Source organism: Agarivorans sp. 2_MG-2023, from assembly GCF_030548085.1.
GTDB lineage: Bacteria > Pseudomonadota > Gammaproteobacteria > Enterobacterales > Celerinatantimonadaceae > Agarivorans.
Map to the genome: position 1 here is coordinate 13,064 of NZ_JAUORQ010000006.1, position 26,364 is coordinate 39,427.

The 26,364-nt window shown below is 45.1% G+C and carries 24 protein-coding genes; 7 read left to right on the forward strand and 17 right to left on the reverse strand.

The features are described from left to right. Window positions 1-54: 54 nt before the first annotated feature. The gene (locus tag Q4549_RS10220) at window positions 55-1,269 is read left to right on the forward strand and encodes a multidrug effflux MFS transporter (RefSeq protein WP_303551943.1); all 1,215 of its coding nucleotides are present in this window, start codon (window positions 55-57) and stop codon (window positions 1,267-1,269) included. On the opposite strand, the gene Q4549_RS10225 is transcribed toward Q4549_RS10220, so the two are convergent. The 10 genes from Q4549_RS10225 to Q4549_RS10270 all read right to left on the reverse strand — a co-directional run bounded on the left by Q4549_RS10225 (window position 1,266) and on the right by Q4549_RS10270 (window position 12,739). Further along, window positions 1,266-2,372, reverse strand: coding sequence for an anhydro-N-acetylmuramic acid kinase (locus Q4549_RS10225; RefSeq protein WP_303551940.1), 1,107 nt, complete (start codon window positions 2,370-2,372; stop codon window positions 1,266-1,268). The genes Q4549_RS10220 and Q4549_RS10225 overlap by 4 nt on opposite strands. Window positions 2,373-2,380: 8 nt before the next feature. Continuing rightward, a complete protein-coding gene (locus tag Q4549_RS10230) occupies window positions 2,381-4,030 on the reverse strand; it encodes a peptidoglycan DD-metalloendopeptidase family protein (protein WP_303551939.1) in 1,650 nt (549 codons plus the stop codon). A gap of 337 nt (window positions 4,031-4,367) precedes the next feature. Beyond that, window positions 4,368-5,207 (reverse strand): cobalamin-binding protein, encoded by an 840-nt coding sequence (locus Q4549_RS10235; protein WP_303551937.1) that lies wholly within the window; start codon window positions 5,205-5,207, stop codon window positions 4,368-4,370. Window positions 5,208-5,253: 46 nt separating this feature from the next. Beyond that, entirely contained in the window at window positions 5,254-6,201 is a 948-nt protein-coding gene (locus Q4549_RS10240) for a cobalamin biosynthesis protein (protein ID WP_137673991.1), read from the reverse strand. Continuing rightward, complete coding sequence (mtnN, locus tag Q4549_RS10245; protein WP_137673992.1) at window positions 6,201-6,899, reverse strand: 5'-methylthioadenosine/S-adenosylhomocysteine nucleosidase; 699 nt, start codon at window positions 6,897-6,899, stop codon at window positions 6,201-6,203. The genes Q4549_RS10240 and mtnN overlap by 1 nt, the downstream gene beginning before the upstream one ends. Before the next feature lie 63 nt (window positions 6,900-6,962). Continuing rightward, window positions 6,963-7,391, reverse strand: coding sequence for a GNAT family N-acetyltransferase (locus Q4549_RS10250; RefSeq protein WP_137673993.1), 429 nt, complete (start codon window positions 7,389-7,391; stop codon window positions 6,963-6,965). Window positions 7,392-7,892: 501 nt separating this feature from the next. Beyond that, window positions 7,893-9,338, reverse strand: coding sequence for an aldehyde dehydrogenase (aldA, locus tag Q4549_RS10255; protein ID WP_303551935.1), 1,446 nt, complete (start codon window positions 9,336-9,338; stop codon window positions 7,893-7,895). 60 nt (window positions 9,339-9,398) lie between these two features. Continuing rightward, window positions 9,399-10,727: an RICIN domain-containing protein gene (locus tag Q4549_RS10260; protein WP_303551932.1), complete on the reverse strand. Its 1,329-nt coding sequence runs from the start codon at window positions 10,725-10,727 to the stop codon at window positions 9,399-9,401. A 225-nt stretch (window positions 10,728-10,952) separates the two neighbouring features. After that, window positions 10,953-12,239: a tyrosine--tRNA ligase gene (tyrS, locus tag Q4549_RS10265; protein WP_303551930.1), complete on the reverse strand. Its 1,287-nt coding sequence runs from the start codon at window positions 12,237-12,239 to the stop codon at window positions 10,953-10,955. A gap of 122 nt (window positions 12,240-12,361) precedes the next feature. After that, window positions 12,362-12,739, reverse strand: coding sequence for a DUF2750 domain-containing protein (locus tag Q4549_RS10270; protein WP_303551926.1), 378 nt, complete (start codon window positions 12,737-12,739; stop codon window positions 12,362-12,364). 173 nt (window positions 12,740-12,912) lie between these two features. On the opposite strand from Q4549_RS10270, the gene Q4549_RS10275 reads away from it, so the two are divergent. Beyond that, a complete protein-coding gene (locus tag Q4549_RS10275) occupies window positions 12,913-13,818 on the forward strand; it encodes a TIGR01212 family radical SAM protein (RefSeq protein WP_303551922.1) in 906 nt (301 codons plus the stop codon). A 110-nt stretch (window positions 13,819-13,928) separates the two neighbouring features. Continuing rightward, window positions 13,929-15,743, forward strand: coding sequence for a diguanylate cyclase (locus Q4549_RS10280; RefSeq protein WP_303551918.1), 1,815 nt, complete (start codon window positions 13,929-13,931; stop codon window positions 15,741-15,743). Window positions 15,744-15,801: 58 nt separating this feature from the next. Here Q4549_RS10280 and folE2 read toward each other — a convergent pair whose 3' ends face one another. Next, on the reverse strand, window positions 15,802-16,728 hold the full coding sequence (gene folE2 / locus Q4549_RS10285; protein ID WP_303551915.1) for a GTP cyclohydrolase FolE2: 927 nt from the start codon (window positions 16,726-16,728) through the stop codon (window positions 15,802-15,804). Between the two features lie 176 nt (window positions 16,729-16,904). On the opposite strand from folE2, the gene arcB reads away from it, so the two are divergent. Beyond that, window positions 16,905-19,250 (forward strand): aerobic respiration two-component sensor histidine kinase ArcB, encoded by a 2,346-nt coding sequence (gene arcB / locus Q4549_RS10290; RefSeq protein ID WP_303551912.1) that lies wholly within the window; start codon window positions 16,905-16,907, stop codon window positions 19,248-19,250. A 40-nt stretch (window positions 19,251-19,290) separates the two neighbouring features. Here arcB and Q4549_RS10295 read toward each other — a convergent pair whose 3' ends face one another. Together Q4549_RS10295 and Q4549_RS10300 are read right to left on the reverse strand one after the other, a co-directional pair. After that, a complete protein-coding gene (locus Q4549_RS10295; protein ID WP_303551909.1) occupies window positions 19,291-20,199 on the reverse strand; it encodes a lysine exporter LysO family protein in 909 nt (302 codons plus the stop codon). 99 nt (window positions 20,200-20,298) lie between these two features. Further along, a complete protein-coding gene (locus Q4549_RS10300; RefSeq protein WP_303551908.1) occupies window positions 20,299-21,099 on the reverse strand; it encodes a sterol desaturase family protein in 801 nt (266 codons plus the stop codon). A gap of 100 nt (window positions 21,100-21,199) precedes the next feature. Here Q4549_RS10300 and Q4549_RS10305 point away from each other — a divergent pair, with 100 nt between their 5' ends. Both Q4549_RS10305 and Q4549_RS10310 read left to right on the forward strand, forming a co-directional pair. Next, the gene (locus Q4549_RS10305; RefSeq protein WP_303512035.1) at window positions 21,200-21,622 is read left to right on the forward strand and encodes a GAF domain-containing protein; all 423 of its coding nucleotides are present in this window, start codon (window positions 21,200-21,202) and stop codon (window positions 21,620-21,622) included. A 161-nt stretch (window positions 21,623-21,783) separates the two neighbouring features. Continuing rightward, on the forward strand, window positions 21,784-22,977 hold the full coding sequence (locus tag Q4549_RS10310) for an HD-GYP domain-containing protein (RefSeq protein ID WP_303551906.1): 1,194 nt from the start codon (window positions 21,784-21,786) through the stop codon (window positions 22,975-22,977). A gap of 35 nt (window positions 22,978-23,012) precedes the next feature. On the opposite strand, the gene Q4549_RS10315 is transcribed toward Q4549_RS10310, so the two are convergent. The 3 genes from Q4549_RS10315 to Q4549_RS10325 are packed head-to-tail and all read right to left on the reverse strand — an operon-like array spanning window position 23,013 to window position 24,535. Continuing rightward, window positions 23,013-23,459: a copper chaperone PCu(A)C gene (locus Q4549_RS10315; RefSeq protein WP_303551903.1), complete on the reverse strand. Its 447-nt coding sequence runs from the start codon at window positions 23,457-23,459 to the stop codon at window positions 23,013-23,015. 12 nt (window positions 23,460-23,471) lie between these two features. Beyond that, window positions 23,472-24,083 (reverse strand): SCO family protein, encoded by a 612-nt coding sequence (locus Q4549_RS10320; RefSeq protein ID WP_303551900.1) that lies wholly within the window; start codon window positions 24,081-24,083, stop codon window positions 23,472-23,474. Next, window positions 24,080-24,535 carry a hypothetical protein gene (locus Q4549_RS10325; protein ID WP_303551896.1) on the reverse strand — a complete coding sequence of 152 codons (456 nt, stop codon included), beginning with the start codon at window positions 24,533-24,535 and terminating at the stop codon, window positions 24,080-24,082. Before Q4549_RS10325 ends, Q4549_RS10320 begins: the two co-directional genes overlap by 4 nt. Before the next feature lie 153 nt (window positions 24,536-24,688). On the opposite strand from Q4549_RS10325, the gene Q4549_RS10330 reads away from it, so the two are divergent. Then, window positions 24,689-25,642, forward strand: a complete 954-nt coding sequence (locus tag Q4549_RS10330) for a DUF6279 family lipoprotein (protein WP_303551893.1) — start codon at window positions 24,689-24,691, stop codon at window positions 25,640-25,642. Here the strand turns inward: Q4549_RS10330 and Q4549_RS10335 are convergent. After that, window positions 25,572-26,180, reverse strand: a complete 609-nt coding sequence (locus Q4549_RS10335; protein WP_137674010.1) for a GPR1/FUN34/YaaH family transporter — start codon at window positions 26,178-26,180, stop codon at window positions 25,572-25,574. The genes Q4549_RS10330 and Q4549_RS10335 overlap by 71 nt on opposite strands. Between the last annotated feature and the right edge of the window lie 184 nt (window positions 26,181-26,364).

Here is a 26,364-nt window from a genome sequence, read left to right on the forward strand (position 1 = left end):
TAACGCTTGTGCGTTATTCCTTCCCCTGTACTCAATGTAGTTTGGAGTAGTACCTTGAAAAAAGAGCAACCCTTTTTAGGGAAAACGGGCACCTTGCTATTTTTAGTGGTGATCAGTGCGTTTCCGCCCTTAACCACTGATCTCTATTTGCCCGCTTTGCCACAAATGGTCGATATTTTTAATACCAATCAAACCATGGTGAACTTAACGCTCAGTGTTTATTTTGTTACTTATGCCGTTGGTCTTCTATTTTGGGGGCCGTTAAGCGAAAAGCTTGGCCGCAAACCTATCTTGCTTGTGGGAATGGCGATCTATATTTCGGCCAGTATTTTATGTGCCCTTGTGCCTAATATTGAAATGCTGATTGGAGCTCGCTTAATACAGGCATTTGGTGGCAGCGCGGTGACCGTGGTGGCTACCGCCATTGTTAAAGATCTTTACGATGGCAGAGAGCGTGAAAGAATAATGGCCACCATTATGTCTTTAGTGATCATTGCCCCTATGGTGGCGCCGGTACTCGGGGCGCTTTTACTTAAGATTGGTTCTTGGCGCATGATGTTTGTGGCTTTAGCCATTTTTGGTGGTTTGTCTGCGCTACTTGCCATTGGCTACCGAGAAACTCTAGACACGCGCTATACCGGTTCTATTGTTCGTTCTTGGGGGCGCTTAGCGGTAGTAATGAAAAACCCTCGATTCACTTCATTACTGGGGATATTTTCTATTCCGGCCATGGCAATGATGGCGTTTTTGGCAGCAGGGTCGTACATCTATGTCAATGGTTTTGGCCTTACCGAGCAAGAGTTTAGTTATGCATTTGCATTCAATGCTTTGTTAGCCTCATTTGGGCCACGCATATACATGAAATTGTCTAAGCACATCTCTGTTCAAACGATAGTGATGATGTGCTTTGGTTTATTGGCACTATGTGGCGTGCTAATGCTTACCGTGGGGCATTTATCACCTTGGCTGTTTGCTATGCTTGCTGGCCCTGCCACTGTTGGGGTAATTGGTATGCGTGTACCTGGCACCAATCTAATGCTTGAACAACAAGAAAGTGATACCGGTTCGGCGGTGGCAATTATTCAATTTTTTGCGATGATGTGCGGCTCGCTGGGTATGGTATTGGTGTCGTTACGGCCTGAGTCTTTGATTGAAAACTTAGGCACTATTCAGTGTGTAATCGGCTTTACGGGCGGGGCTTTATGGCTATTGGTAAGAAACCGTTCTTATGTAACCGACACTATCTCTGAGCTAAGCCAAGAAGCTTAATTCGCGGGATAAAATCCGCCCAAAATAGCCGGTTTACTAGCGCCAGTTACTGAGCTGGCGTTGCCGGTTTGTTGCTGCACAAAGCAGCGGGCAAGCCAAGCAAATGCCATGGCCTCTAAGGCTTGTTCTGGTATGCCCAGCGCTGAGGTTCTACTCAGCGTGAGTTTGGGTAAAGCCTTGGCTAACAACGCCAATAAAAAGCCATTGTTATCACCTCCACCACACAAGTAAACCGTACCTTCTTCATAGCTTAACAACTGCTGAGCAATACTTTGGCTGGTTAAATGGTGCAGGGTGCATTGAATGTCTTCTGGCGAGGCCATAGAAAACTCAGGCCGCGTTAAAAAACTATCTAACCACGCTAGGTGAAAGTATTCACGACCAGTGCTTTTGGGGGCGCTTAAACTAAAATAATCATCGCTTAGCATCTGCTCTAGTAAACAAGGTATCAGCGTGCCGCTACGGCCCCAGTCACCGTTGTCGTCGTAATCTAAACCGGTAGGGTGATAGCGCTTAAAGTGTTGGTCCAATAAGGTATTGCCGGGCCCGGTGTCATAACCCAGTAACTCTTGTTCGGGAACAAGAGTAGTAATGTTAGCAATGCCACCAATGTTTAGGATGAAACGGGGCTTACTAGGGTGACTAAACATTGCCTGATGAAAAGCTGGTACCAAGGGCGCACCTTGGCCGCCGAGTGCCATATCTTTGTTTCTAAAATCGGCCACTACGTCTATTTTGCTTTGCACCGCAATGTGGCTTGGGCTGCCTATCTGCAAACTAAAACTTAGCTCTGGGAAGTGGCGAATAGTTTGGCCGTGGCTACCTATGGCGGTGATGTTATCGGCACTTAAGCCAGCAAGCTGAATGGCTTGATTTGCAGTATCAGCAAATAAGCCAGCAACTGCCACGCTAGCCGATGCCATGTTGGCTAATTCGTTCTCTGCTGGGCTACATAAGCCGTGTAATTGGCTGAGTAATTTAGCCGGAATAGCTTGCTGGTGGTGAGCCAGTAGCTTGGGGGGGGATTGGGCAAAATCCACTACCACCGCATCTACGCCATCCATACTGGTGCCAGACATTAATCCTAGATAAATATCACTCATTGCCTTGCCTAGTTCATGGCCAGTAATACCCGTTTGGTATTATCTAGCTGTTCAATACGGGCTTTAGCAATAGGCATAAAGCGTTGCTTTTGCTCACCTTTAAGTGGGGTAGAGGTAGGCAGCTTAACCGTACGCGGGTTTTTATGTACCCCATGTACCAAGAACTCATAGTGTAAGTGCGGGCCGGTTACTCGGCCTGTTGCACCTACGGTACCAATTTTCTTGCCCTGTTTTACTCGCTGGCCGGTTTTTACGTAACGTTTATGCAAGTGCAAGTACTTGGTGACATAAGCGCTACTGTGCTGAATAAACACATAATTACCGTTGTATTTGCTGTAGCCCGATTTGGTGACTCGCCCATCGCCAGCGGCTTGTACCGGCGTACCCACTTTAGCGGCGTAATCGATGCCGTTATGAGCGCGTACTCGGCCGGTTACTGGGTGTAAGCGGCGAGGGTTAAAGCTAGAGCTTATGTATTTGAAGTTAACAGGAGCGCGTAAAAAGGCCTTACGCATTGGCCGGCCTTCAGGGGTGTAGTAATTGCCATCGTCGTGACGAACAGCTCGAAACACATCGCCTTGGTTGATAAATTCAGCCGCAATGATATCGCCATTGCCGGCGTATTGGCCGTCTACGTATAGCTCTTCAAACAGCACCATAAAGCTGTCATTTTTGCGAATGTCTAAGGCAAAATCGATGTCCCAACCAAATACTGCGGCCAAGTCCATTATTTGGCCTTGGCTTAGCTCGGCGCTAATACCGGCATTCCAAAAACTTGAGTTAATGGTGCCACGAGCAAAGTTAGTTCTAGTTTCTAACTCTTGGGTATCAATGCGGGCGCTAAATTGGTCTTGTGAGTCACGTTCAATGATCAGAGTTTGATATTTCGATTGAGGGTAATGTAATTCGATAAGCTGATCGTTGTCATCGAGGTAAAAATCTAGGGTATCACCGGGGTGAACGGTACGTAATTTACGCGCTTCGCCGCCTAGTTGATCAATGTTGTGCAAGGTGCGGGCGCTTAACCCCACGCGGGAAAAGATTAACGCCATGCTATCGCCAGATTTAACTGTTTGGCGTTTAAGCGTATAAAAGTGCTCTTGTTCTAGTGGCGTTTGATCAGACTTAATGGCTAATTCTAAAGGGTAACGTACGCCTAAATGCAATTCGTTGCCTTGCTGAATTTGCTCAAGTACTGCAGCTGCATCATTTAAATTGACCTCACCGCCGCTTGAATCTGGCTCGATAACGGCCTTAGCGGTTAAAGGTGTACCTTGTTCTGATGCAAGGGTATGTGTTTCAGGATTTGCCTCAGGGGCTGGTTCGTTTTTGACAAGCTCCGTGGCTGCAGCTTGGCTAGGTTGCGGAGTCTTTGCTACTGACTCCACTTCAGGCGATTTAGCACTAGGCTGTTGCTCCGCTTCTTTAAGTTGCTCAGCTACCTTGATTTGCTCAATAGACGGCTCAGCTTTGGTTATAATTTGCGGCGTTAAGGAGTCAGCGCTTTGCGTATTAGTTGATGCTGCAGATAAGTCTATGCTTTGGCGCTGGCTGGCACTGGGAGAACTTTGCTCGCTAGGGAAAAGAAGAGCAGCCACTACTACAAGAAAGAGAATGATTAAGATTCGGCGGTGGCGTTTGGGTAATAAGCTTTGCAATCTACTTCCAACATACAAACAAGTGATTACGGCGATTGTAGCCAGATGCTGAGGAGAATGCCAGATTCTACATCGCAAGCCGTGAGCTATAAGGGATACAGCGTAGCGGGTGGCCAATTTGGCGCAGCTTGATAAGTACTGGTGCAATATCGATTTTAGTTGCTTAATCCGCAGATTTATTAAGGAAAAGTCACCAAAGAATAAATGTTGGTGAATGATTAAACAGCAGCTCATTTAACAAGATAAATAACTAAATACCTCTTTAGGGGTGGTGGTGTCTATCGAATGACTATGTGAATGCTAAATTAGCTTAAAGCTGGCACAAGATTTCCATTACTTATAACGAAGACTTTTCTTCACTCGTATATGCTCTCGTCCCACTCGGTTTATCTGAGTGGGTTTTTTTTCGGGTTTTATCTAGCATGCTACACAGTGTGTTTACGCTTTCTAAGGTACGAAGAGTGAGGCGATGCGCCTTATCGGGATCTAGTTGGTAAATGTTGCTATGTTTTACCGCCTGCAATTGTGGCCATTTATCCCACGAATGAGTAAATTCCCACTGGGCAACAATAATGGCTTCAGGATCTGCACTTAATACCCACTCTTCAGATAGCAGCGGGTAAGGGGCAACGGCTTCGGCCATAATGTTTTCTCCGCCGCATAAGCGAATACCATCGTCTATCCAGCTTTTGGCAGAAATACTCCGTAATGGCTGGTACCACATTTGATAAAACACACTCACAGGGCGTTGCGATTGGTACTGTTGGGCTAGTTGTTCCAGTTGCTGCTCGGCATAGCGGCTAAGCCTTTGGCCTGTTTCTGGTTCGCCCAATATTTCGCCTAACGTGGCGAGTTGCTTGGGTAGCGTAGCCAGTTGCTTGGGCTGAGAGACAAACACGTCAATGTTCAAGGCCCTTAGCTTTTGCGCCAAACTTTCTTGGTTGCCTTGTTTCCACACCAACACTAAATCTGGTTTCAATGAAATAATGCTTTCTAAGCTGATGTATTGATAATTGCCAATGCGTGGCAGGGCTTTAGCGGCTTCAGGGTAGTCTGCGTAATCTACCGTGGCAATCAGCCTATCGCCAGCGCCAAGGGCGTAAACTTGCTCGGTTAAATGTGGCGCTAAGGCAATAATACGTTGTGGTTTGGCGTGCAAGGTGGAACTAAAAAGCAAGCTTACAGCCGCCAGGAATAGGGCTAAGTTTGCGACAGTAAAACGCTTATAAGTAGATAACACGAACAAGGTAAATTGGGCTTAAGATCAATAAGAACAGCAGCGCACTCATATTGAGTTTTAAGGCTAAGCGATCAAGCTCTGCTGCTTCTGGGTATTGCTTGGCGGGACCAAAGCGCGCTTGTTCTACTTTTTGCTGCTGATAGTGGCGCGGGCCGCCTAATTCACTTTGTAAGCTGCTAGCACTCACGCTAATTAACTTACCACTGGCGCTGTAAGGCCAGCGAAAACCTTGGCTTAAGGCTGCTTTGTTACGTGAAAGTTTGCCGTAAAAACAAATGATTAGCGCCAATAACTGAAAAGGCAGCCAGCTCAGTGCCTGATAAAAGCGGCTGGCACTGTTGCCAAATTGGCGATACTGGGAGAGCTTTGGATTCCAGGCTAGGTGTAACTCACTAATTATTCTGTAGATTAAGGCTGGCACAATGCCACCCAACATAAACCAAAAAATCACGCCAAACCAATTGGCTGCCAATCTCAGTAGCAACATTTCTGCCGAGGCCTTAGCCACACCTACTGCCGATAAGCCATCACAATCGCGTAATACCCAAGGCCTTAAAATGCCACGGGCTTGCTGATGTAGTTGCTTATTCAGTAGCAAGGTAATTCGATGAAAGCTATGCATAGGGGCTTGCCACTGTAATAAACACAGTAGCAATAGTGCGTCTAACAAGGCACTCAGAGGGTTAAGTTGATTGAATAAGGCAATGCCTAAGGCAAGAGGAGTTAACACCGTGAGCAAGGCAATAGCGCCTGCTAAGCGTTGTTGTTTGGGGCCGTTGGTACTGCGATTGACTTTATTTGCTAGTTGTTCGCCAAACCAGCGAATCAATAACATTACCTGGCCAAATCCTCGACCAGGTAACAAACGTTCTAGGGCAATGCCCAACAACGGTAAACTTAGGCTTAACCACAGCCAGGAGTGTTCATCCATTATTTAGTGAGTTTCTCTAACATGGCCAATACCAATGCGGTTGAGTGTTTAGCGGCAGTTTCTAAAAACTCATCGAATGACGATGGTGATTCTTTACCTGCAATATCAGACAGCGAGCGAATCACCACAAAGGGAACATCGGCCAAATGACAAACTTGGGCAATTGCAGCGCCTTCCATTTCAACTGCTGCCATTTTTGGGAAGTCTGCACGAGCTTTGGCTACGCGCTCTGGGTCGGCCATAAAGATATCGCCAGTACAAATTTGTCCGCGAACAATTTGGTGACCAGAAAGCTGAGTGGCGGCTTGTTCAGCTACCTCAATTAATTTCGCGTCGGCTTTATAGGCAGCTGGGTTAGCAGGGAGTTGACCCATTTCATAGCTAAATGCAGTTAAGTCTACATCGTGGTAACGCAGTTCATCGGAAATAACTACGTCACCTACTTTTAATGAGGGGTCAAAGCCGCCAGCAGAACCAGTGTTAATCACTTGGGTTGGCTGGTAGCGTTGCAGTAATACAGTGGTGGCAATGGCGGCAGCTACTTTGCCAATACCTGAACGAGTTACAACCACTGGGTGCTGGTTTATTTCACCGCTGTAGAACTCACAACCAGCAAAACTATAGGTATCACAATTGTCGATCAATTCACGAAGTGCAACCACTTCTTGTTCCATAGCACCAATAATTGCTGTAGTCATAACCGTCTCTTTATCAAAAGGAAAAATCAGCGGAATATTACCACAAGCAGGGGTAAGGAACAGCTAGAGATCGCGCACAAATACGCGTTGTGATTTGCGCTGTTTAAAGCCAATGTGCTGATAAAACTGATTAGCTTGCTCACGAGTGGTGTCACAGCGTACTCGAATATCTCCTACGCCATGGCTGGCAGCCCAATGGCGACACTGTTTAACCAGTCTGCGGCCAATGCCTTGCTGCTGAGAGTCTTGATCAACCACCATACCGCCAATTTCGGCAAAGGGTAAAGAGCCTAAACGTAGAGCAATAAATACATGTATCCAGCCAACAATTTGCTCTTCTTCGTTTAAGTAAACAAAAGCTTGATGAGTGGAGTTTTCCAAAATACCGTGAATATTGGGTAATACAGTTTGCGCGGATGGATTGTAGCCTAGCTGTTTTGCTAGTCTCGCAATATCTGCCGCGTCCTCGATATGTACCGGACGAATCTGCATAGCATTCCTTAAAATGTGTTAAAACCAACCAATGGTTTTATACAACCATAGTTACCGACATAGGCAGTGAACTGCAAGCAGCTTAGGTAAGATTTATGACTTTTTTAAGACAAAAGGCAGGATTTTATTGAGTGTTTAGTCAAAATTAGCCTTGCTTCATCATTGGAACAGGCACTTAAACCTCTACGTTAATCAATTAACGCATTCGAATATTATAAAACTAGGGCGAATGGGTGCTAAGGCAGTTTGAGGAAAATGACCCAATATGAGGACTAATGCTTAGCTCTGCATCGGGCAAGTAACTCTAGATAGGCTAGATACAACATAACCAAGCCAAGAAAAAATCCAATATAGAGCATTGTTGATCCTCTTTATTTGGGAGGCGTTATTGGTGACCCATTATGGCCTTTAGCTAAAATGTTCCGTATACCGTGGTAACAGAGCAGCTCTAAGTTGTATTCACTCAGAGCTGCTCTAATGCCTTCCTAAGGAAAGCTATTTTTATTTAGAGAAGTCTACATAGAAGGTCTTCTTCTCTAGATATTGCTCGAAGCCATATTTGCCGTCTTCGCCACCAGATCCACTTAGTTTGTAACCATTGTGGAAGCCTTGATGTTGTTCTCCGTGGCCACGGTTTACGTAAATCTCACCACATTCCAAATCGTTGACTAAGTCCATTACCAGTTTGATTTTGTTGGTGAAGATCATTGCCGAAAGGCCATATTCAGAATCATTGGCGTAAGCAACAACTTGATCAAAATCGTTAAATTTGACCACCGGAAGAATGGGGCCGAAGATTTCCTCGTGTACCAAGCTCATATCTTGCGTTACGTTGGTAAATACGGTGGGTTCAAACCAGTAGCCTTTTTCAAACCCTGGGCCAGTTAAGCGCTTACCACCGCAGGCTAAAGTTGCACCTTCTTCTAAAGCTTTAGCGGTCATGGCTTCCATATTGGCCAACTCTTTAGCGCTGACTTTTGGACCCATGTCGCTATCTTCATGCATCGGATCGCCAACTTTTATGGCTTTCACTTTGGCAACAAATTTTTCCATGAACTGATCGTAAATGGCGTGGTGTACATACAAACGCTCATTACAGGTACACACTTGGCCACAGTTATCAAATCTTGAGCCTAGTGCTGCATCTACCGCGGCATCAATATTGGCATCTTCCAATACAATAAATGGTGCTTTACCGCCCAGCTCTAACTGCACGTGAGCAAGGTTGTCAGACGCTGCACGCACAATGGCTTGGCCAGCAGGGGTGCTGCCAGTCATTGAAATCATGCTGGTATTAGGGTGGCGAACTAAGGCATCGCCCAAGGTACGGCCGGGGCCTGTAACCACGTTTAATAAACCCTTTGGTAATCCGGCTTTATCTGCCAGCTTAGCCAGCTCAAGTGTGGCCAGTGGCGTCTCTGTGGTTGGTTTTACAATAATCGCGTTACCGGCTACCAAGGCAGGGCCAATTTTTCGCCCAGCCAAGGCTAGCGGGAAATTCCAAGCGGTAATGGCTACCACTACTCCACGCGGAACCTTGTGGATCCAAATATGCTCGTCGGGATTATCTGATTCAACAATGTCGCCTTCAATGTGGCGTGCCCATTCGCAGGCATATTCGATGAACGAGCAGGTTACATCTACTTCCATACGGGCGACTTTAAGTAGCTTACCTTGCTCGGTCACGAGTAACTTGGCTAGCTCGTCGCGATGGGCTTTTATTTCAGCTACTAGATCTAACAGCTTTTCAGCACGTTTACGTGCCGGCAGTTTTCGCCATTGCTTTTGCGCTGCCACCGCTGCACTCATAGCGAGTTCTGCATCGGATTCATCGCCATTGGCGACGGTTGCAATCACTTCTTCAGTTGAAGGATTGATCACCTCAACACGCGCGCCAGAATTGGCATCAAGCCAAGTCCCGTTAATGTACATCTGATAATTCTTCATGAACGACCTATCTATAAAAGGGATCTTTGGTTGAGCTGGTTTATTTGCCCAACCGCTAAGTTACTGAATAAATTTAAAGCTTTGATGTTCTGAACCGTCGCAGCTGCCTAATGACAGTTGCTTACCGTTTTTCTTCGATGCTTTTGCCATCTCTAAACATTCACCGGTGGCGAGGTTTTTAATGCTGAACCATTGTTGCCCTTGGTTAGTGACTATCCAAGATTGAGCTGCAGACTGCGAATCGCAAGTTTGCTGACGCAGGTCTTGTTTTCCTTCGCGGGCTGCAACACAGTAGTTATTGGCTGCATTGTTGATGCTTATTTGCTGGTCTTCTGCTGCTTGCTCAACAAAGTTGAATTTTTGTTGTTGGCTGCGATGATCGCAATAATTCTGGCGATAGCGTCCCCCTTTTTCTGAGCGTGGATTTCTAATCTCAAAACATTTGGTGCTATGTCGAAGATTTAAACCGGCAGCTTCGCTAGGTAAGGTGACTGGCGCTAATGCTTGATCGCCTTGTTTTGCCTTAACGGGACTGTACACACGAACCCAATCCACTAACATTTTGTTTTTGGTCTCATCGGCTAAATCTGCGTCGCTAGCAATGTGGCCAACACTAGAGCGCCAATCATGATCTTCCATATCAATGATCATAAACATTTCGCGGTCTAAACCGAGGTTTTCGGGATCTTTTAACGAGCTTTTGGTTAGGCGGCGCACTAAGCGACCATCGATATAAAACTCAACATTCCAAGGATCTATCCAATAGGCGCCAAAGCGATGAAAGTTGTCGCGGTAAGGCGCTTCTGTAGGCAGAAAGTGATGCTGCTGAGAGCCTACGTCTTTAATGATCAAGTTGCTTTCTTCATCGCGAATAAAGACATGATAGTTGGTATTTGCATGCCGAGAATGCTTGTGGTGATTGGCACGATCGCTACCGTATATCTCCAGAATATCAAGCTCTCGTTTGTCATCAGGGCTAAGTAACCAAAAGTTAGATGATAATACTTGGTTGGCTACTTTAACTTTTGCTTCCATATAAACAGGATAGATAATAGGCGTTTTTGAGGTTACTACGCCTAAGTGTACTTTATCGGTATTGGGTTTTCTGGCGGCTTTGATAACCAGTTTTCCATCTACAATATCAGAATGGGCCGAGCTCCATTCGGTTAAACCAGGGCCGGTCCAGGCATTGTGATAGTGATCATTCCATTTATCGCTAAATTGTTGGTTTTTACCCTGGTAATTAAAATCATCAGAGAAGGCTTCAACTAGTTCCCAAGTATTACCAAAGCCGGGATCGGCTGGCACTGGGTAGTCAGCCCAGTCTTTGGCTTGAACAGTAAACAATAAGCTGGTGGCGACAATTAAGGCGGTGTTTCTAAAAAGCATGTTGGCTCATACAGTTAAAATGTGTAAACCAATTCTGCCAGTTATTTGGCAATTAATCTGCAAACTGGTTAACATTTATTTTAATTGGTTGATCTATTTTGTGGTGGAACAGAAGATGGTTTATGAAAAGATTGAAAGGTTATGCTTTTTGATAAACACGAGATGTAAAAAAGGCCAGCTATTACAAATAGCTGGCCTTTTAGTTAGCAGTTAGCGATTAACGTCTTAGTTAGCCCAAATCACCAAACCGAATAGTTTTTTACCGCGCTTAACTACTGAGTATTTACCGTAAAGAGCATCGCTGGCTTGCAAAGTAAGTTGTGGGTCGGTGAGCTTCTCACCGTTCACCGATACCGCGCCGTTACCAATAAACTCACGCGCCATTTTGTTTGATTTAGCTAAGTCAGCCATTGTAAGTAGCTCTACTAAACCAGTTTCGCTTTGTTCAAGCTTAGTACTTGGCAGGCCATCTTGAGCCAGTTGCTCTAGATCTGATTCGCTAAGAGAGGCTAAGTCACCAGAGAACAGGGCTTGAGTAATGCGCTCTGCAGAGGCTAAACCTTCTTCGCCGTGAACAATGCGAGTCACTTCTTTCGCCAATATGCCTTGGGCTTCTGGACGACCTTGAGCGGCTTTATCTCGCGCTTCAATTTCAGCAATCTCAGCAACATCAATAAAGGTGAAGTAGCGTAAGAATGAGTAAACGTCGGCATCAGCAGAGTTAATCCAGAATTGGTAAAACGCGTAAGGCGAGGTGCGTGCTGGGTCTAACCAAATAGTACCGGTTTCGGTTTTACCAAATTTTGTGCCGTCAGCTTTAGTGACTAGCGGCATGGTTAAACCATATACCTTGTTGCCGTACATGCGGCGCGCTAGGTCGATACCGCCGGTAATGTTGCCCCATTGGTCAGAACCGCCAATTTGTAAGGTGGTGGCTTCTTTATCGCTCAGCTCGGCAAAGTCGTATGACTGAAGCAACATGTAGCTAAATTCAGTGAACGAGATACCTGATTCATCACGGTCGATACGTTGTTTCACCGATTCTTTCTTGATCATGGTATTTACACTGAAGTGCTTGCCCACGTTACGCATGAAGTCGATAACGTTAACTTTACCAATCCAATCTAGATTGTTGATCACTTTCGCTGAGTTAGCTTGCTCGCTAAATTCAATAAACTGGCTAACTTGCTTTTGTAACTTGCTTACCCAGTTAGTCACAATGTCGTCGCTATTAAGCTTACGCTCAGCGGCTTTAAAGCTTGGGTCGCCAATCAGACCGGTAGCGCCGCCTACTAAGGCAAGCGGTTTGTGACCAGCAAGTTGGAAGCGCTTAAGCATAAGCAAAGGGACTAGGCTACCAATGTGCAGGCTGTCGGCTGTAGGGTCAAAACCACAATACAGGGTGCGGGCTCCACAAGAAAGGTGTTCGGCCAGTTCTTCATCGGCTGTGCATTGAGCAACTAAACCGCGCGCCTTAAGATCTTCTATTAATGGATTAACCGTTGTTGTCATAATTTAACCTGTTTGTATTTCTGTACCCTGATGGGCGTAAACAATTTTGAGCCGAAGATTCTACACCTAAGTACTAGCTAAAAAAACTGCTTAGTAGACTTAAGCGCTTTTAAATGCTCGGCTTATTTGATTTTTCCACTGCTAAGCTCATCGGCTAAATCTAGCGGCGCAACAATGGTGCCTTCGCCAGCAAAGCTAGGCGCTACTGCTAAATCAAAACCGTCGTTGGCCATACCTGGTAGCCATTTTTCAGTTAAGTCACTCAAAGATATCGCTAAGGCGTTAAAGCTTGAATGATCTTTGCTGGCCCAGTGCTCGGCTAGTGTTTGTTCGCTCCATAGCAACAATACTTTCTCGTCACCGGTTTCAATGATTAGGCAGCCTTGTTCGTCGCTTAAGGTCCAAACTTGCTGGGTTTTACGGGCCTGCTCAATAAACTGCTGGTAACGCTGTTTAGTGGTGAGACGGCTGTTTTCTTCAACTGATGATGGGGGGCTCATGGGCAATCCTAAGTGCTAAATTGGCGGCGCGTAGTATAACAGCTTAGCGGCAGCAAAATAGTGCTTAAATCTTACCCTCTCTTGATCTAAAGCGGCGCAGCTTAGTGGCCCACACAGTAGACTGGCGGCGGTTTTTTAAGGCTGGTTTCAGCGATTTTGAGTAAGTGATTGTTGTGCAATTAGATTTATATGTAAACACTTTAGGGCGTCATCTTAAGCAACGCTTTGGTGGCAAGGTGCGTAAGTTAAGTGTGGATGGTGATTTTACCTGCCCTAATCGTGACGGCAGCATTGGCAAGGGCGGTTGTACTTTTTGCAACGTAGATGCTTTTGTTAAACCCGAACAGCAAATGATGCCAATTGGCGAACAACTGGATGCGCGCAAAGCTGAGCTAAAGCATAAAGACATTCGTTATCTGGCTTATTTTCAAGCTTATACCAGCACTTATGCAGAAGTAGAATATTTGCGAAGCATGTATCAACAGGCTTTGGCTGACGACTCTGTGGTGGGCTTGTGCATTGGTACTCGACCTGACTGTGTGCCAGAAGCTGTGCTGGAAATGCTGGCTGAATACCAAGCCCAAGGTAAAGAAGTGTGGCTAGAGCTGGGTGTGCAAACCGCACATGATGAGACCTTAAAGCGAATTAATCGAGGCCACGATTTTGCCGTGTTTCAACAAGCCGTAGCGCGCGCTCATCATCATGGTTTAAAAGTGTGTGCACACCTTATTTTAGGGTTGCCGGGCGAAGGGCCTGAGCACTATATGCAGACATTGAATGCTGTGCTGGGTGAGCAAATCGCTGGTATTAAGTTACACCCGCTCCATGTTGTAGAGGGCAGCACTATGGCGAAAGCGTGGCGTGCTGGGCGTTTAACGACCTTGGGTCATCAAGAGTACATTGAGCAAGCCGTTCGTTTGATTCGCCATACACCTACCGATGTGGTTTACCATCGGGTCAGTGCGCATGCTCGTCCACCCATGTTACTCGCGCCAAGTTGGTGTGAAAACAAATGGTTAGCGCTAACCGACATTGCTAAAAAACTGGCCGAAGAAGGTTCACAAGGCAGTTCTCTTTAAGCAAATTTTTGTTCGTGAATGTGAGCTAATTACCTGTTTAGTAAATGATTATTTTCTTAAGTAATATAATCGGGTAAAGTAGCTGCGGTTGCAAAATATACGGACAATCAATGCAAGGAAGTTTTTATCCAGAAATCTGGATGCAAGCCACTATCGCCTTACTTAGCGTATTGCTGGTGGTGGTTATTGTTATGTGGGCACTGTCTCGCAGGAAGGTGTCTGCCCAGCGCGCTGCCATGGAAAAGTCGCCCGCGGCTCAGTTAATTCTCGATCTTCATGCCAAACAAGTGAAGTTTGCCAATCCGCGTTTTTGCGAGTTGTTGTTACTCTCAAATAACGGCAATAATTGGCAGTTTTCCGATCCGGAACATCTAGAGCAGCTACTTGCCGTGATGCGGCCCTTTAAGGCTAAAGGCGACGTTGAAGGGGTAAACTGGTTGGTTACTTTAAACGACCAGCCTAAAGTATTGCTGCTTTATGCAGTGCTGCAACAGCATCAAGGTCGCGAAGTATGGTTTATTAATGCATACGAAAATGCTCAAGGATATTCTTACTTAAACCGTATCGAGCAAGAGCAAAAGCTGTTTGCTAACGTACTTAACTCTATCCCCGAGTTCATTTATTTTAAAGACGCTAACGAGCGCTTACTCGGTTGTAACCAAGCTTGGGCGGGTTTTCATGGCTTAAAACCCGGAGAGCTGGCTGGAAAGCGCTTGAGTGATTTTTTAACCCGTAACGAGTTAGAGCGTACTCAGCATTACGATCGACAAGTTCTCGCCGGAGAACAATGCCAACACACCGAGTGGTTTAGTGCCCCCGATAGCCGACAAATTTTATTACAAAACCATGTTTATCCGCTGCGTAATCAACAAGACGAAGTGACCGGTGTGCTGAACGTTTCTTACGACGTGACTAAGTGGCATGAGTTAAACCGTAAGTTAGAACAAGAAAACCAAAACCGGGTGAGTTCAGAGCGGGAATTAGGGCGACAAAACAACCTGATTCGCACGGTATTTAATTCTACTCCCGATCCACTCGGTTTTATTGATGACAAAGGCCACTTTATTGGTGGTAATGAACCGTTCGCTAAAATGTTTAACTACACCAGTGACGATTTACTGGGTAAACACATTACCGAAGTGCTGAGCGAAGAACAGCTAGAGCAACACCAACACCAAAATAGCCAAATTTTGACTGATGGAAAACCAATCCGTTACGAAGAGTTGGTGTATCTAGATGATGGCCATCAAATTTGGTACGAGGTGATTAAAGGCCCTTACTTTGATGATGTGAGTGGCGAACGCGGGATTATCTTCATCACGCGTGATGTTACCGAGCGTAAAGCCACAGAGCAGCAACTGGCTGATGCGATTATGCAGTTGCAAGAATTAAGCTTTATCGACAGCCTAACTCAGGTGGCTAACCGCCGAAGTTTTGATGAAAAACTCAGCCAACTTTGGCTGACTCATCGCCGCGAGAACCTTGAGTTAAGCTTGCTATTACTTGATATCGATTGCTTCAAACAATACAACGATAATTATGGTCACCAGCAAGGTGATGAAGCGCTGCGCCAAGTAGCTAAACTGATTAGCCGCTCGGTAAAACGTGGCTCAGACTTAGTGGCGCGTTACGGCGGCGAAGAGTTTGCTATTTTACTGCCTCACACCGGTGCCGAGGGAGCGAGAAACATCGCCGAAAATGTGCTTAAGTTTATGGCTGAAGCAAAAATTCCTCATGAGTATTCGGAAGCAAAAGAGATTGTTACCGTGAGCATAGGGGTGGCCACGGCAATACCTGAACAAGGTATGGATTATGGCGAGCTAGTAAGAGTGGCAGACTTGCAATTGTATCGGGCTAAACACCAAGGTAAGGCAAGGTATTGTAGCGTTGGAGACAGTTGTAGTGAGAGCTTACCCAGCACTTAATCACTCACTTAGTCAGTGAAGTAACAAAGGCATTTCAAATAGAAATGCCTTTGTTGTTTTAGTAAGCCAGGTAACCTTGGGCAATGCCTTTAGTGACTACACTCACTGCGTCATGTGCATGTAAGCTTTCTAAGTGATTCACTCGTACCCAAAAATCGGCGATGTCTTGAGTTTGATTTAGGGTGTGTTGTAAGCGGCGAGCCGCATCTTCACAAAACATTAAATTTTGCCCATTTAGGCGAGCAAACTCTTGTTCGTCTTCACGTTTAACAGCCGCTTGTACCGGCGTTTTTAGGCTGTTTTCTACCGCATCAATTAAGCTAATGAGCGGCAAGTCACTGGCTTGTTCACTTAGCTTCACTTTGATTTGAGCAATACTGCGCTGGCTGTGAGGCGTGGCTACTATGCCTTCGCTACTGCCTAGCCATTGATGTACTGCTTCGCCAGATACCTGTTGCTTACCAAATTTGTCGGCAAAGGCTTCTTGAATGAGTTGTCTAGACAAGGCCGCCGAACACGGGCAGGTGGATGAATAAGGAACTTCTACTGATAACTCAATATCAGTAAGGCCTTGGCGGCGAGTGGCTTTTATTTGGGTAGGGTAGGCTTTCCAACCCGTTTTGCCCGACAGTAAAGATTGTCGACGCAGGTGGTAGTCAAATTTGAAGCTAACTTGCGCCTGGTCACTTAATTCTTGATGACTCTCAATAAACTGATCCAAAACGTGGCCCAATCCCGCATAATCCAATACGTCTTGGTTAGACAGTTGATCCAGTATCAAATAAAGGCGCGACATATGAATGCCTTTCGCCTGTGGGTCATCCAAGCTAACAAAGGCTTCAATGTGAGCACTAACGCGACTAGGCGCTTGGTCTTCAAATGCCAACATAATCGGCATTTCAATTTGACTCATGCCTACCCAATCCAATTTACCTTCGGTTTGGGCGCGGCTTGAATTCGCTATGTCAGGCATTACAGTAGACATGCACTTAGTACTCCACAGGCTTAATGCGCAAGGCAACTCACTTAGCGCATTGGGTTTACTCGAAAAAAAGATGGGCTGTTATACCATAAAACCTAGTTTAATATTAACCATCTTTATCCTATGGATTTGATGTCAGTAGCCTTGGTTACTGTCTGTAAGAAAAGGAATCGGCTGGAATGACGCCTCTTAAGAACTTAGCCACTTATTATGTTCATCTATTATCTCGACTCGGCATTGTTAAATTTAGCATCAGCTTAGCCAGCGCGGTTATTTTGGTCGCCTTAGCGATACAAATGAGTGTGACCTTTGCGCTTACCGGACAAGTTTCGGCGGTGGATCTTATTCGCTCGGTGTTTTTTGGTTTGATTATTACTCCTTGGGCGGTGTTTTTTATGTCGGTGGTGGTGGAGCAAATTGAGGACTCACGGCAGCGCTTAAGTAAGATGATCCGCAAATTAGAGAAAATGCGGGCGCGTGATTTACAGCTAACCAATAAGCTTAAAGCCAACATTAGCCAGCTTAACAATGAAATTGATGAGCGCGAAAAAGCGGAAGCGGCACGTGGCCAAGCCATTCGCAACCTTGAGCAAGAGGTTAAGCAACGCCAACAAGCTCAGCAAGAGTTAGAAGAGCACTCCGCTTTGCTGCGCAGCTTTATTGATAGCTCGCCAGACTTAGTCTATTACCGAAATGAACAAGGTCAGTTTTCTGGCTGTAACTTAGCGTTAGAGCAGCTAGTAGGGCGCTCGGAGAAAAAGCTCATCGGTTTAACCCCTTATGACGTTTATCCAGAAGATATCGCCGATAAAATTGTCGAAACCGACCATCAAGTGTTTGATAACGATGAGCAGCTTACTTACGAACAATGGCTGGAGTACCCTGATGGCCGCAAAGCCTTTTTTGAGCTGCGTAAAGTACCGTTTTATGGGCGCAACGGTAATCGCTTAGGCTTACTGGGTTTTGGTCGCGATATTACCGAGCGCATGGCCCATCAGGCTAATATTGAAAAAGCCAACCGCGACAAAACCCAGTTTATCTCAACACTGAGTCATGAACTACGTACGCCATTAAACGGTGTTGTGGGTTTAAGCCAAATGTTACTCGACACCCCGCTCGATGATGCGCAGCGCAAACATGTAAATACTATTTTGCTTAGTGCCACCACCTTAGGGAATATTTTCAACGATATTATTGATTTAGATAAGCTCGACCGTCGCCGTTTTGCGGTTTCGTTAGAACCTATGGACTTTAAAGCTCTGGTCACTGATATCGAAACTTTGACCGAGATGCAGTTGCAAAGCAAAGGCCTCGATTTTGTGTTTGAACAAATCGGCCCTATCCCCTCAAGCATCGTGGGGGACCCAACCCGCTTGCGCCAAGTATTGTGGAACCTTACGCATAATGCCGTGAAGTTTACTGAAAAAGGTGAGGTTGAGCTTACCGTTAAAGCACAGGCAGTGGATGAGCAACAGGTACAGCTAGATATTAGTATTCGAGATACAGGGCCGGGTATTCCTGAAGATCAATTAGAACAAATTTTTGCCATGTACTATCAGGTAGAAGGCAGCAAATCGGCCACTGGTACAGGGATTGGTTTGTCAGTGTCGCGCCAACTGGTTCGGGCTATGGGCGGAGATATTTCTGTGACGAGCTATGAGGGAGAAGGCTCTTGTTTTACCGTGAGTTTAGTGGTGAAGCTTGACGCGATTCCCGATGAAGCGGAACAAATTGATCATCCACCATTAGAAATTTTGCTAGTGGAAGACGTAGAGCTAAACGTCACTATTGCTAAAGCACTGCTAGAGAAACTTGGCCACTATGTCGTGGTTGCCATGACCGGTAAAGAAGCGCTAGCGGCCTTTGAACCAGACATGTTTGACTTGGTTTTACTCGATATTCAATTGCCTGATATGACCGGTTTTGATATTGCCAAGCAATGGCAGCAGCAATATCAGGCAGCAGATTTGCCGCCATTGGTCGCGCTAACGGCTAATGTTGTAAACAGCAAAAATGAGTTTGCTAAAGCCGGCATGGTAGATGTGATTCACAAGCCCATTAACCAAAATGCAGTGGTGCATTGTTTTAATCAGGTATTTGCGATTGGTGAAGAAGCCGCCGTCGAAGAAGTTATCAGCCCTAAGCAAGCCTTGAGCCGTAGCTCATTACCGATACTTGATTTAGATTTGGTGGAGCAGTTTTGCGATACCATTGGGGTGAAAGTGCTGAACGATAGTATTAACCTGTTTAAGCAGGTGATGCCTGATTACATGAAAATCTTAGAAAGCAATTTATTTGCCAAAGACCAAGATGGTATTGCCTCGGAAGCGCACAAAATTAAAGGTGCGGCAGGGTCTATTGGCTTAGCGAGGATCCAACGTTTAGCCAATAAGATTCAATCGCCAGAGTTACCGGCTTGGTGGGATAACGTAGAAGATTGGATACTTCAATTAAGCCATGATTACCCAGAAGACCTAAAGCTACTAGATAAAGCCATTGGTGACTATTCCACATCTGACGATTAATCACTATGCCCCAGTTAACAGCGCTAATAGGCATTAAGCGCTAGGCTAGGTTCACTAGCAGTAAAATCATTACTGGGCAGAGTAGGCTCAAGATAAAGCCGCTAGCGATGGCGGCAGGCACTAATTGGTTGCCTCCCGCGCGTTGTAGCATAGGCAATGAAAAGTCCATGGCGGTTGCGCCGGCGTAACCGATAGTCGCCGCTGGCGAGCGCTGCATTAAACTGGGAATAAGCAGCAAGGTTATTAACTCTCTACTCAAATCAGCAAAGAAAGCGGTGCTGCCAATCAGTGGTGTTGTGGCTTTGCTCAGCAATGCACCCGATAAAGAGTACCAGCCAAATCCGCTGCTCATGGCTAAACCTATATTTAGTGGCAAATCAAATAAGTAAGCGGTGAGTGCGCCTGCAGGCAGTGAACTAGCCACTACCACTAGCGCAATAATTAAACCACGCCGATTGAGTACTAATTGACGCAAGCTAATGCCAGCACTGCGCAGCTCAATACCGATGCAAAAGATTAAGATGATTAAGGCGTATTCTGCCAATACTGATTGAGCAGGTAGGGTTTGTTGGTAGCTTATGCCTGCTAATAAACCAACCACTAATAATGCAATCAGCACTAGCGGTTCTTTAAACATGGCCAACTTGCTATTGTTTTTTCGATGTTGAGGCTCAGCCTTAGGCATGGCTAAGTAGCGGCCCACAAAATACAAAGTAGAAAGGTTGAACACCAATAGCAAGCCGACTAAGGTGGCTGCTTGGCTAAATAACTGAACAATGTTTTGCCCAAGATTCTCGATAAAGGCTAAGCCGTAACCCATTAAAAACAAGATCAGGTACAACATCCAGCTACTTAGTCGGCGAACAGAGGCCAAAATGGCGGGATGTTTTACAGGAATGACATACCCTACAATTAATGCACCTAAAATCATTAATAAGCTGCTATACATCTCTGTGTCCTTACTCAAGCGGAGCTGAAATATAGCAGCAAAATGAAACTCTCACCAGTGAACAACTAGCGCATGGTGTCGACAGTATTTTGTAGAGGATTATTTTTTATTAGCAGAACGAAAAGGCAGGCTAAGTAAACCGCTAAGTTGTTGGTTATCCTCAGCCTTTGGCCAATGGCTTAAACCAAAACGCAAACCAGAATGGCCTTGCTGAGGCTGTGCCACATAGCTATTAAACAGGCGGTCCCAAATGGAAAGGTTAAAGCCGTAGTTTGCATTGTGTTCATGGCGAAACCGCGAATGGTGTACCCGGTGCATATCAGGAGTGACCAGTAGTTTTCTGACAACGGCATCTAACTTAAGCGGCAGTTTTAAGTTGCTGTGATTAAACATCGCCATGCCGTTAAGGATGACTTCAAACAAAAATACCGCCATTACTGGCACACCCAGCAACACAATAAAGCCAAGTTTAATCAGCATTGATAGCACTATTTCAATGGGATGAAAGCGCAGGCCTAAGCTAACATCGTAATCGGGGTCGACATGGTGCATGCGATGTACCCGCCATAGCAGCGGTATAGCGTGAAATAAACGGTGTTGCCAATAAATGGCGCAATCTAGCAATACAATGGCTATGGGAATGCTTAAGTAAGGAGATAAGGGGAGTTGATTGAGTAAACCAAACTGGTCTTGAGCGACCCAATGGGCGAGGGCTAGTGTTCCGATGGGAAAAATCAGTTTAATCACTAAGCCATTAATCATTATTAAGCTTAAATTGGCTGGCCAACGTTGTTTGCGAGAAATAACCCGAGTATGCCTAGGCCAGAAGACTTCTAGCAGCATAAAAAGAATTAATAAACTGGCGAAGATAATGAGTCGCCACAGATCGAGAGATTGCATAAGCCGAAGTATACTAAGCGTCATTGAAACAACAAGTAAAGCTACGCTAAAATGACAATAATCAAAATAAGGGAATTGACTCTTATTTGAGGAGAGCAACATGGATTTACAAAATTGGTTAAAAACCGCAGCTCAATCCTTCGATATGCAACTTGGCATTATTAGCCGTATTCAAGACAACCGTTATGAAGTGTTGGCCGCATACTCCAGCCTAGATTTAGTTAAAGCGGGTGACGAGTTTCCAGTGGATATGACCTATTGTGCTGATGTAGTTAGCAAAGCCCAAATAATGGCCTATCATCAAGTAGGGGCAATGACCGAGATGTGTTTACATCCTTGTTACCAAGCTATGCACTTAGAAAGCTATATAGGCACGCCACTTTTGATTGATGATTGTATCGTCGGTACCCTTAACTTTTCATCCCTAGAGCCAAGAAAACAAGGATTCTCAGAGAAAGATAGGGAAAAAATTCAACAACTAGCGGCTGAATACCTAAATTTTTCTAATTCTCAAGTTGATTAAACTTGTTAAAGAATTTACATTTTGTTCCCCTTTTTTGATAGCGATAACAATCTACACTTTTAGAGCAGGCTATTTTCTTTGTTTGCTTTAGTATTATTAAGTAATTGTAAATCCTGCTTCAGGGAAGAACATAGTATTTATATGAGTGATGACTGAGCCGTATGACGAGCCCAAAAACCGATATTCGAACTATCGAGATTGATGCCTTAAAAAAAGGCATGTATGTGGTCTCTATTACCAGTCAATCTGGAAAAACCAGCGTAGCCCAATCAGGCCGAATTACCCAAGCCGAACAAGTAAAGTTACTTAAACGCAAAGGGGTAAAAGTGGTGTCGGTAGATTGGTCTCGTAGCGTTTTTGAAGATGATAGTTCCCAACCAAAAACCACCGAAATTAACTCCGCGAGTAGTAAGGTTAAAAAACTTAGCGGCGAAAGCGAAAAGCTTGCCGCCAAAAAGTTGTTTAACGAAGCCAAAAGTTTACAAACTAAATTTTTTAGGCAGCTACAACAAGGCGAACCCATCGACATTGAGCCGATGGAGCGTGCCGCAGAAGGCTTAATTGACTCTTTAGAAAACCAAAGTGGTGCGATGTTGTGTTTGGCTAAAATCAGGGCCAAAGACAAATACTTGATGGAGCACTCCTTAAATGTAGGCATGTTACTGGCGTATTTTGGCCGTTCATTAGATATGAACAAGGCGGTGCAAAAGCAATTATTGATGGGCGGAATGTTACACGACATTGGTAAGATCAATACACCAGACGAAATCCTGCATAAACCTGGCAAACTCACCGACGACGAATTTGTCATCATGCGTGAGCATGTTGTACACAGCCATAATATTCTTAAGGTGCAGGAAGGCATTAGCAAAATCATGCTGGAGATCGCCAGTAACCACCACGAGCGTTTAGACGGCTTAGGTTACCCTAACAAGCTGAAAGGTGAGCAATTGTCTAGCTACACCCGTATGGCCAACATTGTGGATTGTTACGACGCTCTTACCGCTGACCGTGTTTATAAAAGTGGTATGCCACCTACAGCGGCGTTCCGTATCTTACTGAGTGGAGTAGGCACGCAGTTTGATAAAGTACTCGTCGAGAAGTTTATCCGTTGTATGGGGGTTTATCCCGTAGGTACACTGGTTAAGTTAAAATCGAAAAAGCTAGGGGTGGTGGTTGAACGCAACGAGCTAAAACCCTTGCAGCCCATTATTAAGCTGGTTTTTAATGCCGCCACAAATACTCATACAGAGGTGAAAGTCATTGATTTGAGCAAGTATAGCCACGAAGAGATTGAGGGCGCTGTATCACCCAGAGATTATGGCATTTCTCTAGATCGGTTTCTTGCAGAGTAGAAAAAGGGTTAGCTGCTAGGCTAACCCTTTTAGTATTAGTGGTGATGCTTCATCTTGTGCATTACTTTCTTTACTGGTACCAGCAGTTGTTGTTGGCTGCCATCAGAAAATTCGAGAGTTAGCTGCAACTCTTCGTCTTCTTTAAACGGTATCTGCAAATCAAACAACATTAGGTGTAAGCCGCCGGGCTTAAGCTCCACCATTGTGTTGGCTGCTACTTTTATTTCCGTTACTTGGCGCATTTTCATCACATCGCCGTCCATCAACATTGTATGCAATTCAACCCGCCCTGCGGCAGGCGTCGCTGCAGCCACCAAGCTAATGTCTTGGTCTCCCTGATTATGCATGCTTAGAAAAATAGCACTTGTGGGAGCATTGGGTGGGGTGGCGCGAGCATAAACTTCTTTAACTGCTATTGAGCTTTCAGCAGCAACACCATAAGTACTGAATAAGAGGCTGATAATTAGCAAAAACGGTCGCATAAATAGTCCTTGTTATTGAGGGAGTAGCTGCTGAATTTTGGTGACAACAGGAGCAGGGTCTAAGGTATGAGGAACTTTGGCTAACAGTTCTCCATCCGCATTGAGAAAATAAAAGAAAGAGCTGTGGTCTACGCTGTATTCAAGTTGTGAATCAGGGGTTTCTACGTATTTGTAATAAACCCCTAAGGCTTGGGTTAACCCTAAAAGTTGCCCTTCTTGTGGGCTTAAACCAACAATGTCTGGGTGAAAGTAACCAGCGTAAGTGCTTACCGTAGCAGGGTCATCCCGTTTAGGGTCAACACTAACAAACAAGCTTTGTAGTTGCTGGCGTTGCTCTTCGGACACTTCTTGTAAGGCTGCACTCAATATTGCCAGTGAAGTAGGGCACACGTCAGGGCAATGGGTAAAACCAAAATAAGCGATATAGAGCTTTTTGTCGGCACTAAGCTGGCTAAAACGGCCATCACTGCTTTCAATCTTAAATAGACTGGTTGGTACAGTTGCAATCACTCTGGCTGAAGCGGTTTGTGTAGCGGGATCAGGCGGGGCTGAGAACCATTGAAAGCTCATTACTCCAGCTAAACCGCTGACTATTATCACTGCTATCCATGCTAGGTATTTCATTGACTATCCACCTCAAAACTTAGGGCCACAGGACGTTTAGGATCAAGTGACACAATTTCAGCGCGCCAGCGCATTTTTCCAGTATTACAAATGGGCAGCAGTAAGTCGGCTTGGTACAGTCCATTGTCATTGGGCTCTAAACTGATACTGACTTCACCCATGTACATCTCAACGCCTTGCAAACTAAGCATTAATGGTGGCGGGTTTGACTGACTAGTACTGAGCTGTATTTGTTGCACTAACATTGCTGGCAAGCTATTCGTTGGCAGTTGTAGTTGCCATTGTTGATCGGCGACTTGCCATTCACAGCTAGCGTTTTGCAATTGTTCACAGTGACTAAACTCAACACTTGCTAATTGCTGTTGTTGCCAGTAACTAATACCTAATCCAAGGCCAAATGCGCCAGTAATTACTGCTAATACCAGTAACAATTTTTGAATTAAACCAGTCATTTATGCTTCCATTGCGCCGCTAAGTTTACGCCACTACTACAGGTAGAGCTAATCTACTCTGCTTGAATTAATCTCTCAAGCCTTAATAATTAAATAGCCTTAGAGTGAGAACTATTTATGATTTACTGGGTCTGCTAATAAAAGGGAGTGTTTATGCAAAACAAGTTTTTCCGTTGGTCTAGCGTGCTGTTACTGAGCTTTGTGCTAGCGGGTTGCGGTATGCGTTTTGTGTACAACAACCTGAGTTGGTTAGCCTATTGGTATATCGACGACTATGTGGATATGAATAGCGAGCAACGTGCAGTATTCAAACCCATGCTTAGTCAGTGGTTAGACTGGCATCGTGGAGAACAACTACCGATTTACTTAGCCCAATTGAAGCTGTTTAGGGCGCAAATAAGCAACGGCATTAGTCAGCCGCAGTTGCTTGAGCAAGTTGATGCGTGGCGTGAACACTATCGCGTTTTGGCCTCTTACGTATATCTTGATGTTGCTCAACTGGCGCAAACGGCTTCTCAGCAGCAACTTAACGATTTTATGAGTAAACTGGCTGAGCAGCGAGATGATGCCGATCGTCAACAAAGTCATTACGACTACCGCGTTGAGCACTTATCTAAAAGCGTTGATCGTTGGTTAGGTAGTGTAAGCCCCCAGCAAGAACAAGTTATTCAGCAAGTGGCTAAGCAGTTGATTGATACGCGACCAGACTGGCATACGGTGCAAAGCAAATGGCAGCAGTACTTAGCCTTTTCTTTGGGGCAACAGCGTACAAGTGATAATTTTGAACAGCAGTTCTATGTATTAATGGTTAACTCTGAGCAGCTGTGGCCACCAGGATTAACGGAAAGACTCAAGCAAAATCAAGTATTGTGGGCGGGTAGTATGAGCGAGGTACTTGCGCTGGCTAATAAAAAACAAAAGCGTCATATCTTGGCTAAGATAGACGCTTATATTGACGACGTGCAATCATTGCTTGAAGACAAGTCGGAGCCAGTTAAACCTGCCGTGGTAGCAGGTTTAATTGAACAGTTTGCTGTTAAGCAGCCACTTTTAGTGGCGAGCTGTTGTCTTGGCGAAACTGCACTGGGCGACCAACAGGCAAAATAGTACGGCCGTATTCTGCGTTAAGCACTTGAGCCATCGCAAAGTAGATAGCCGACAAACCACAGAAGATACCTTCGAAGCCAGCAATAGTGCCAATCAGCTCACTGCCAGTAAAATCACGCAGTGCAAGCAATGCAAACAAAATGGTTAAGCTACCAAATACAACTTGTTTAGCGGTTGGGTAACGTAATGAACCAACAAACATAAACGCAGTGAATAAGCCCCATAGTGCTAAATACCAACCCATAAACGCATGTGGGCTTGGCTCTGCTAGGCCCATCTTAGGCATGATTAACAAGCCAACTAGGGTTAGCCAAAATAAACCGTAAGAGGTAAATGCGGTAGTACCAAAAGTATCACCACGTTTGAAACACATAATGCCAACAATTACTTGTGACAAACCACCATAGAAAATGCCCATGGCCAAAATCATTGCATCAATCGGGAAAAAGCCAGCATTGTGAATGTTCAGTAAAACGGTGGTCATACCGAAACCCATTAATCCAAGTGGTGCTGGGTTAGCGGTAGTAGTATTGCTCATAGTATGTGATTCCAATAAAAAGGTGAAAAAGCGCTCGGCTTAAACGGGTGTGCATTATCTGAGCGAGCTTAATCTATCGATGTGATCTAGATCAATCTTTTCTTGGGTTTTTTGTTAAATTGTATGACTAATTAATTCCACCTTTTGTAAACCCTAAAATACAGACAAGGACTTAGCCTAAAAT

What these genes read in the sequence shown, in the direction of transcription:
- Q4549_RS10225 (WP_303551940.1), bottom strand. Translation starts at nt 2,372, where the DNA reads ATGAGTGATATTTATCTAGGATTAATGTCTGGCACCAGTATGGATGGC.
- Q4549_RS10320 (WP_303551900.1), bottom strand. Translation starts at nt 24,083, where the DNA reads ATGAAATACCTAGCATGGATAGCAGTGATAATAGTCAGCGGTTTAGCT.
- mtnN (WP_137673992.1), bottom strand. Translation starts at nt 6,899, where the DNA reads ATGACTACAGCAATTATTGGTGCTATGGAACAAGAAGTGGTTGCACTT.
- Q4549_RS10295 (WP_303551909.1), bottom strand. Translation starts at nt 20,199, where the DNA reads ATGTATAGCAGCTTATTAATGATTTTAGGTGCATTAATTGTAGGGTAT.
- Q4549_RS10270 (WP_303551926.1), bottom strand. Translation starts at nt 12,739, where the DNA reads ATGAGCCCCCCATCATCAGTTGAAGAAAACAGCCGTCTCACCACTAAA.
- Q4549_RS10330 (WP_303551893.1), top strand. Translation starts at nt 24,689, where the DNA reads ATGCAAAACAAGTTTTTCCGTTGGTCTAGCGTGCTGTTACTGAGCTTT.
- folE2 (WP_303551915.1), bottom strand. Translation starts at nt 16,728, where the DNA reads ATGTCTACTGTAATGCCTGACATAGCGAATTCAAGCCGCGCCCAAACC.
- Q4549_RS10310 (WP_303551906.1), top strand. Translation starts at nt 21,784, where the DNA reads ATGACGAGCCCAAAAACCGATATTCGAACTATCGAGATTGATGCCTTA.
- tyrS (WP_303551930.1), bottom strand. Translation starts at nt 12,239, where the DNA reads ATGACAACAACGGTTAATCCATTAATAGAAGATCTTAAGGCGCGCGGT.
- Q4549_RS10280 (WP_303551918.1), top strand. Translation starts at nt 13,929, where the DNA reads ATGCAAGGAAGTTTTTATCCAGAAATCTGGATGCAAGCCACTATCGCC.
- Q4549_RS10250 (WP_137673993.1), bottom strand. Translation starts at nt 7,391, where the DNA reads ATGCAGATTCGTCCGGTACATATCGAGGACGCGGCAGATATTGCGAGA.
- aldA (WP_303551935.1), bottom strand. Translation starts at nt 9,338, where the DNA reads ATGAAGAATTATCAGATGTACATTAACGGGACTTGGCTTGATGCCAAT.
- Q4549_RS10240 (WP_137673991.1), bottom strand. Translation starts at nt 6,201, where the DNA reads ATGGATGAACACTCCTGGCTGTGGTTAAGCCTAAGTTTACCGTTGTTG.
- Q4549_RS10305 (WP_303512035.1), top strand. Translation starts at nt 21,200, where the DNA reads ATGGATTTACAAAATTGGTTAAAAACCGCAGCTCAATCCTTCGATATG.
- Q4549_RS10315 (WP_303551903.1), bottom strand. Translation starts at nt 23,459, where the DNA reads ATGCGACCGTTTTTGCTAATTATCAGCCTCTTATTCAGTACTTATGGT.
- arcB (WP_303551912.1), top strand. Translation starts at nt 16,905, where the DNA reads ATGACGCCTCTTAAGAACTTAGCCACTTATTATGTTCATCTATTATCT.
- Q4549_RS10335 (WP_137674010.1), bottom strand. Translation starts at nt 26,180, where the DNA reads ATGAGCAATACTACTACCGCTAACCCAGCACCACTTGGATTAATGGGT.
- Q4549_RS10300 (WP_303551908.1), bottom strand. Translation starts at nt 21,099, where the DNA reads ATGCAATCTCTCGATCTGTGGCGACTCATTATCTTCGCCAGTTTATTA.
- Q4549_RS10325 (WP_303551896.1), bottom strand. Translation starts at nt 24,535, where the DNA reads ATGACTGGTTTAATTCAAAAATTGTTACTGGTATTAGCAGTAATTACT.
- Q4549_RS10260 (WP_303551932.1), bottom strand. Translation starts at nt 10,727, where the DNA reads ATGCTTTTTAGAAACACCGCCTTAATTGTCGCCACCAGCTTATTGTTT.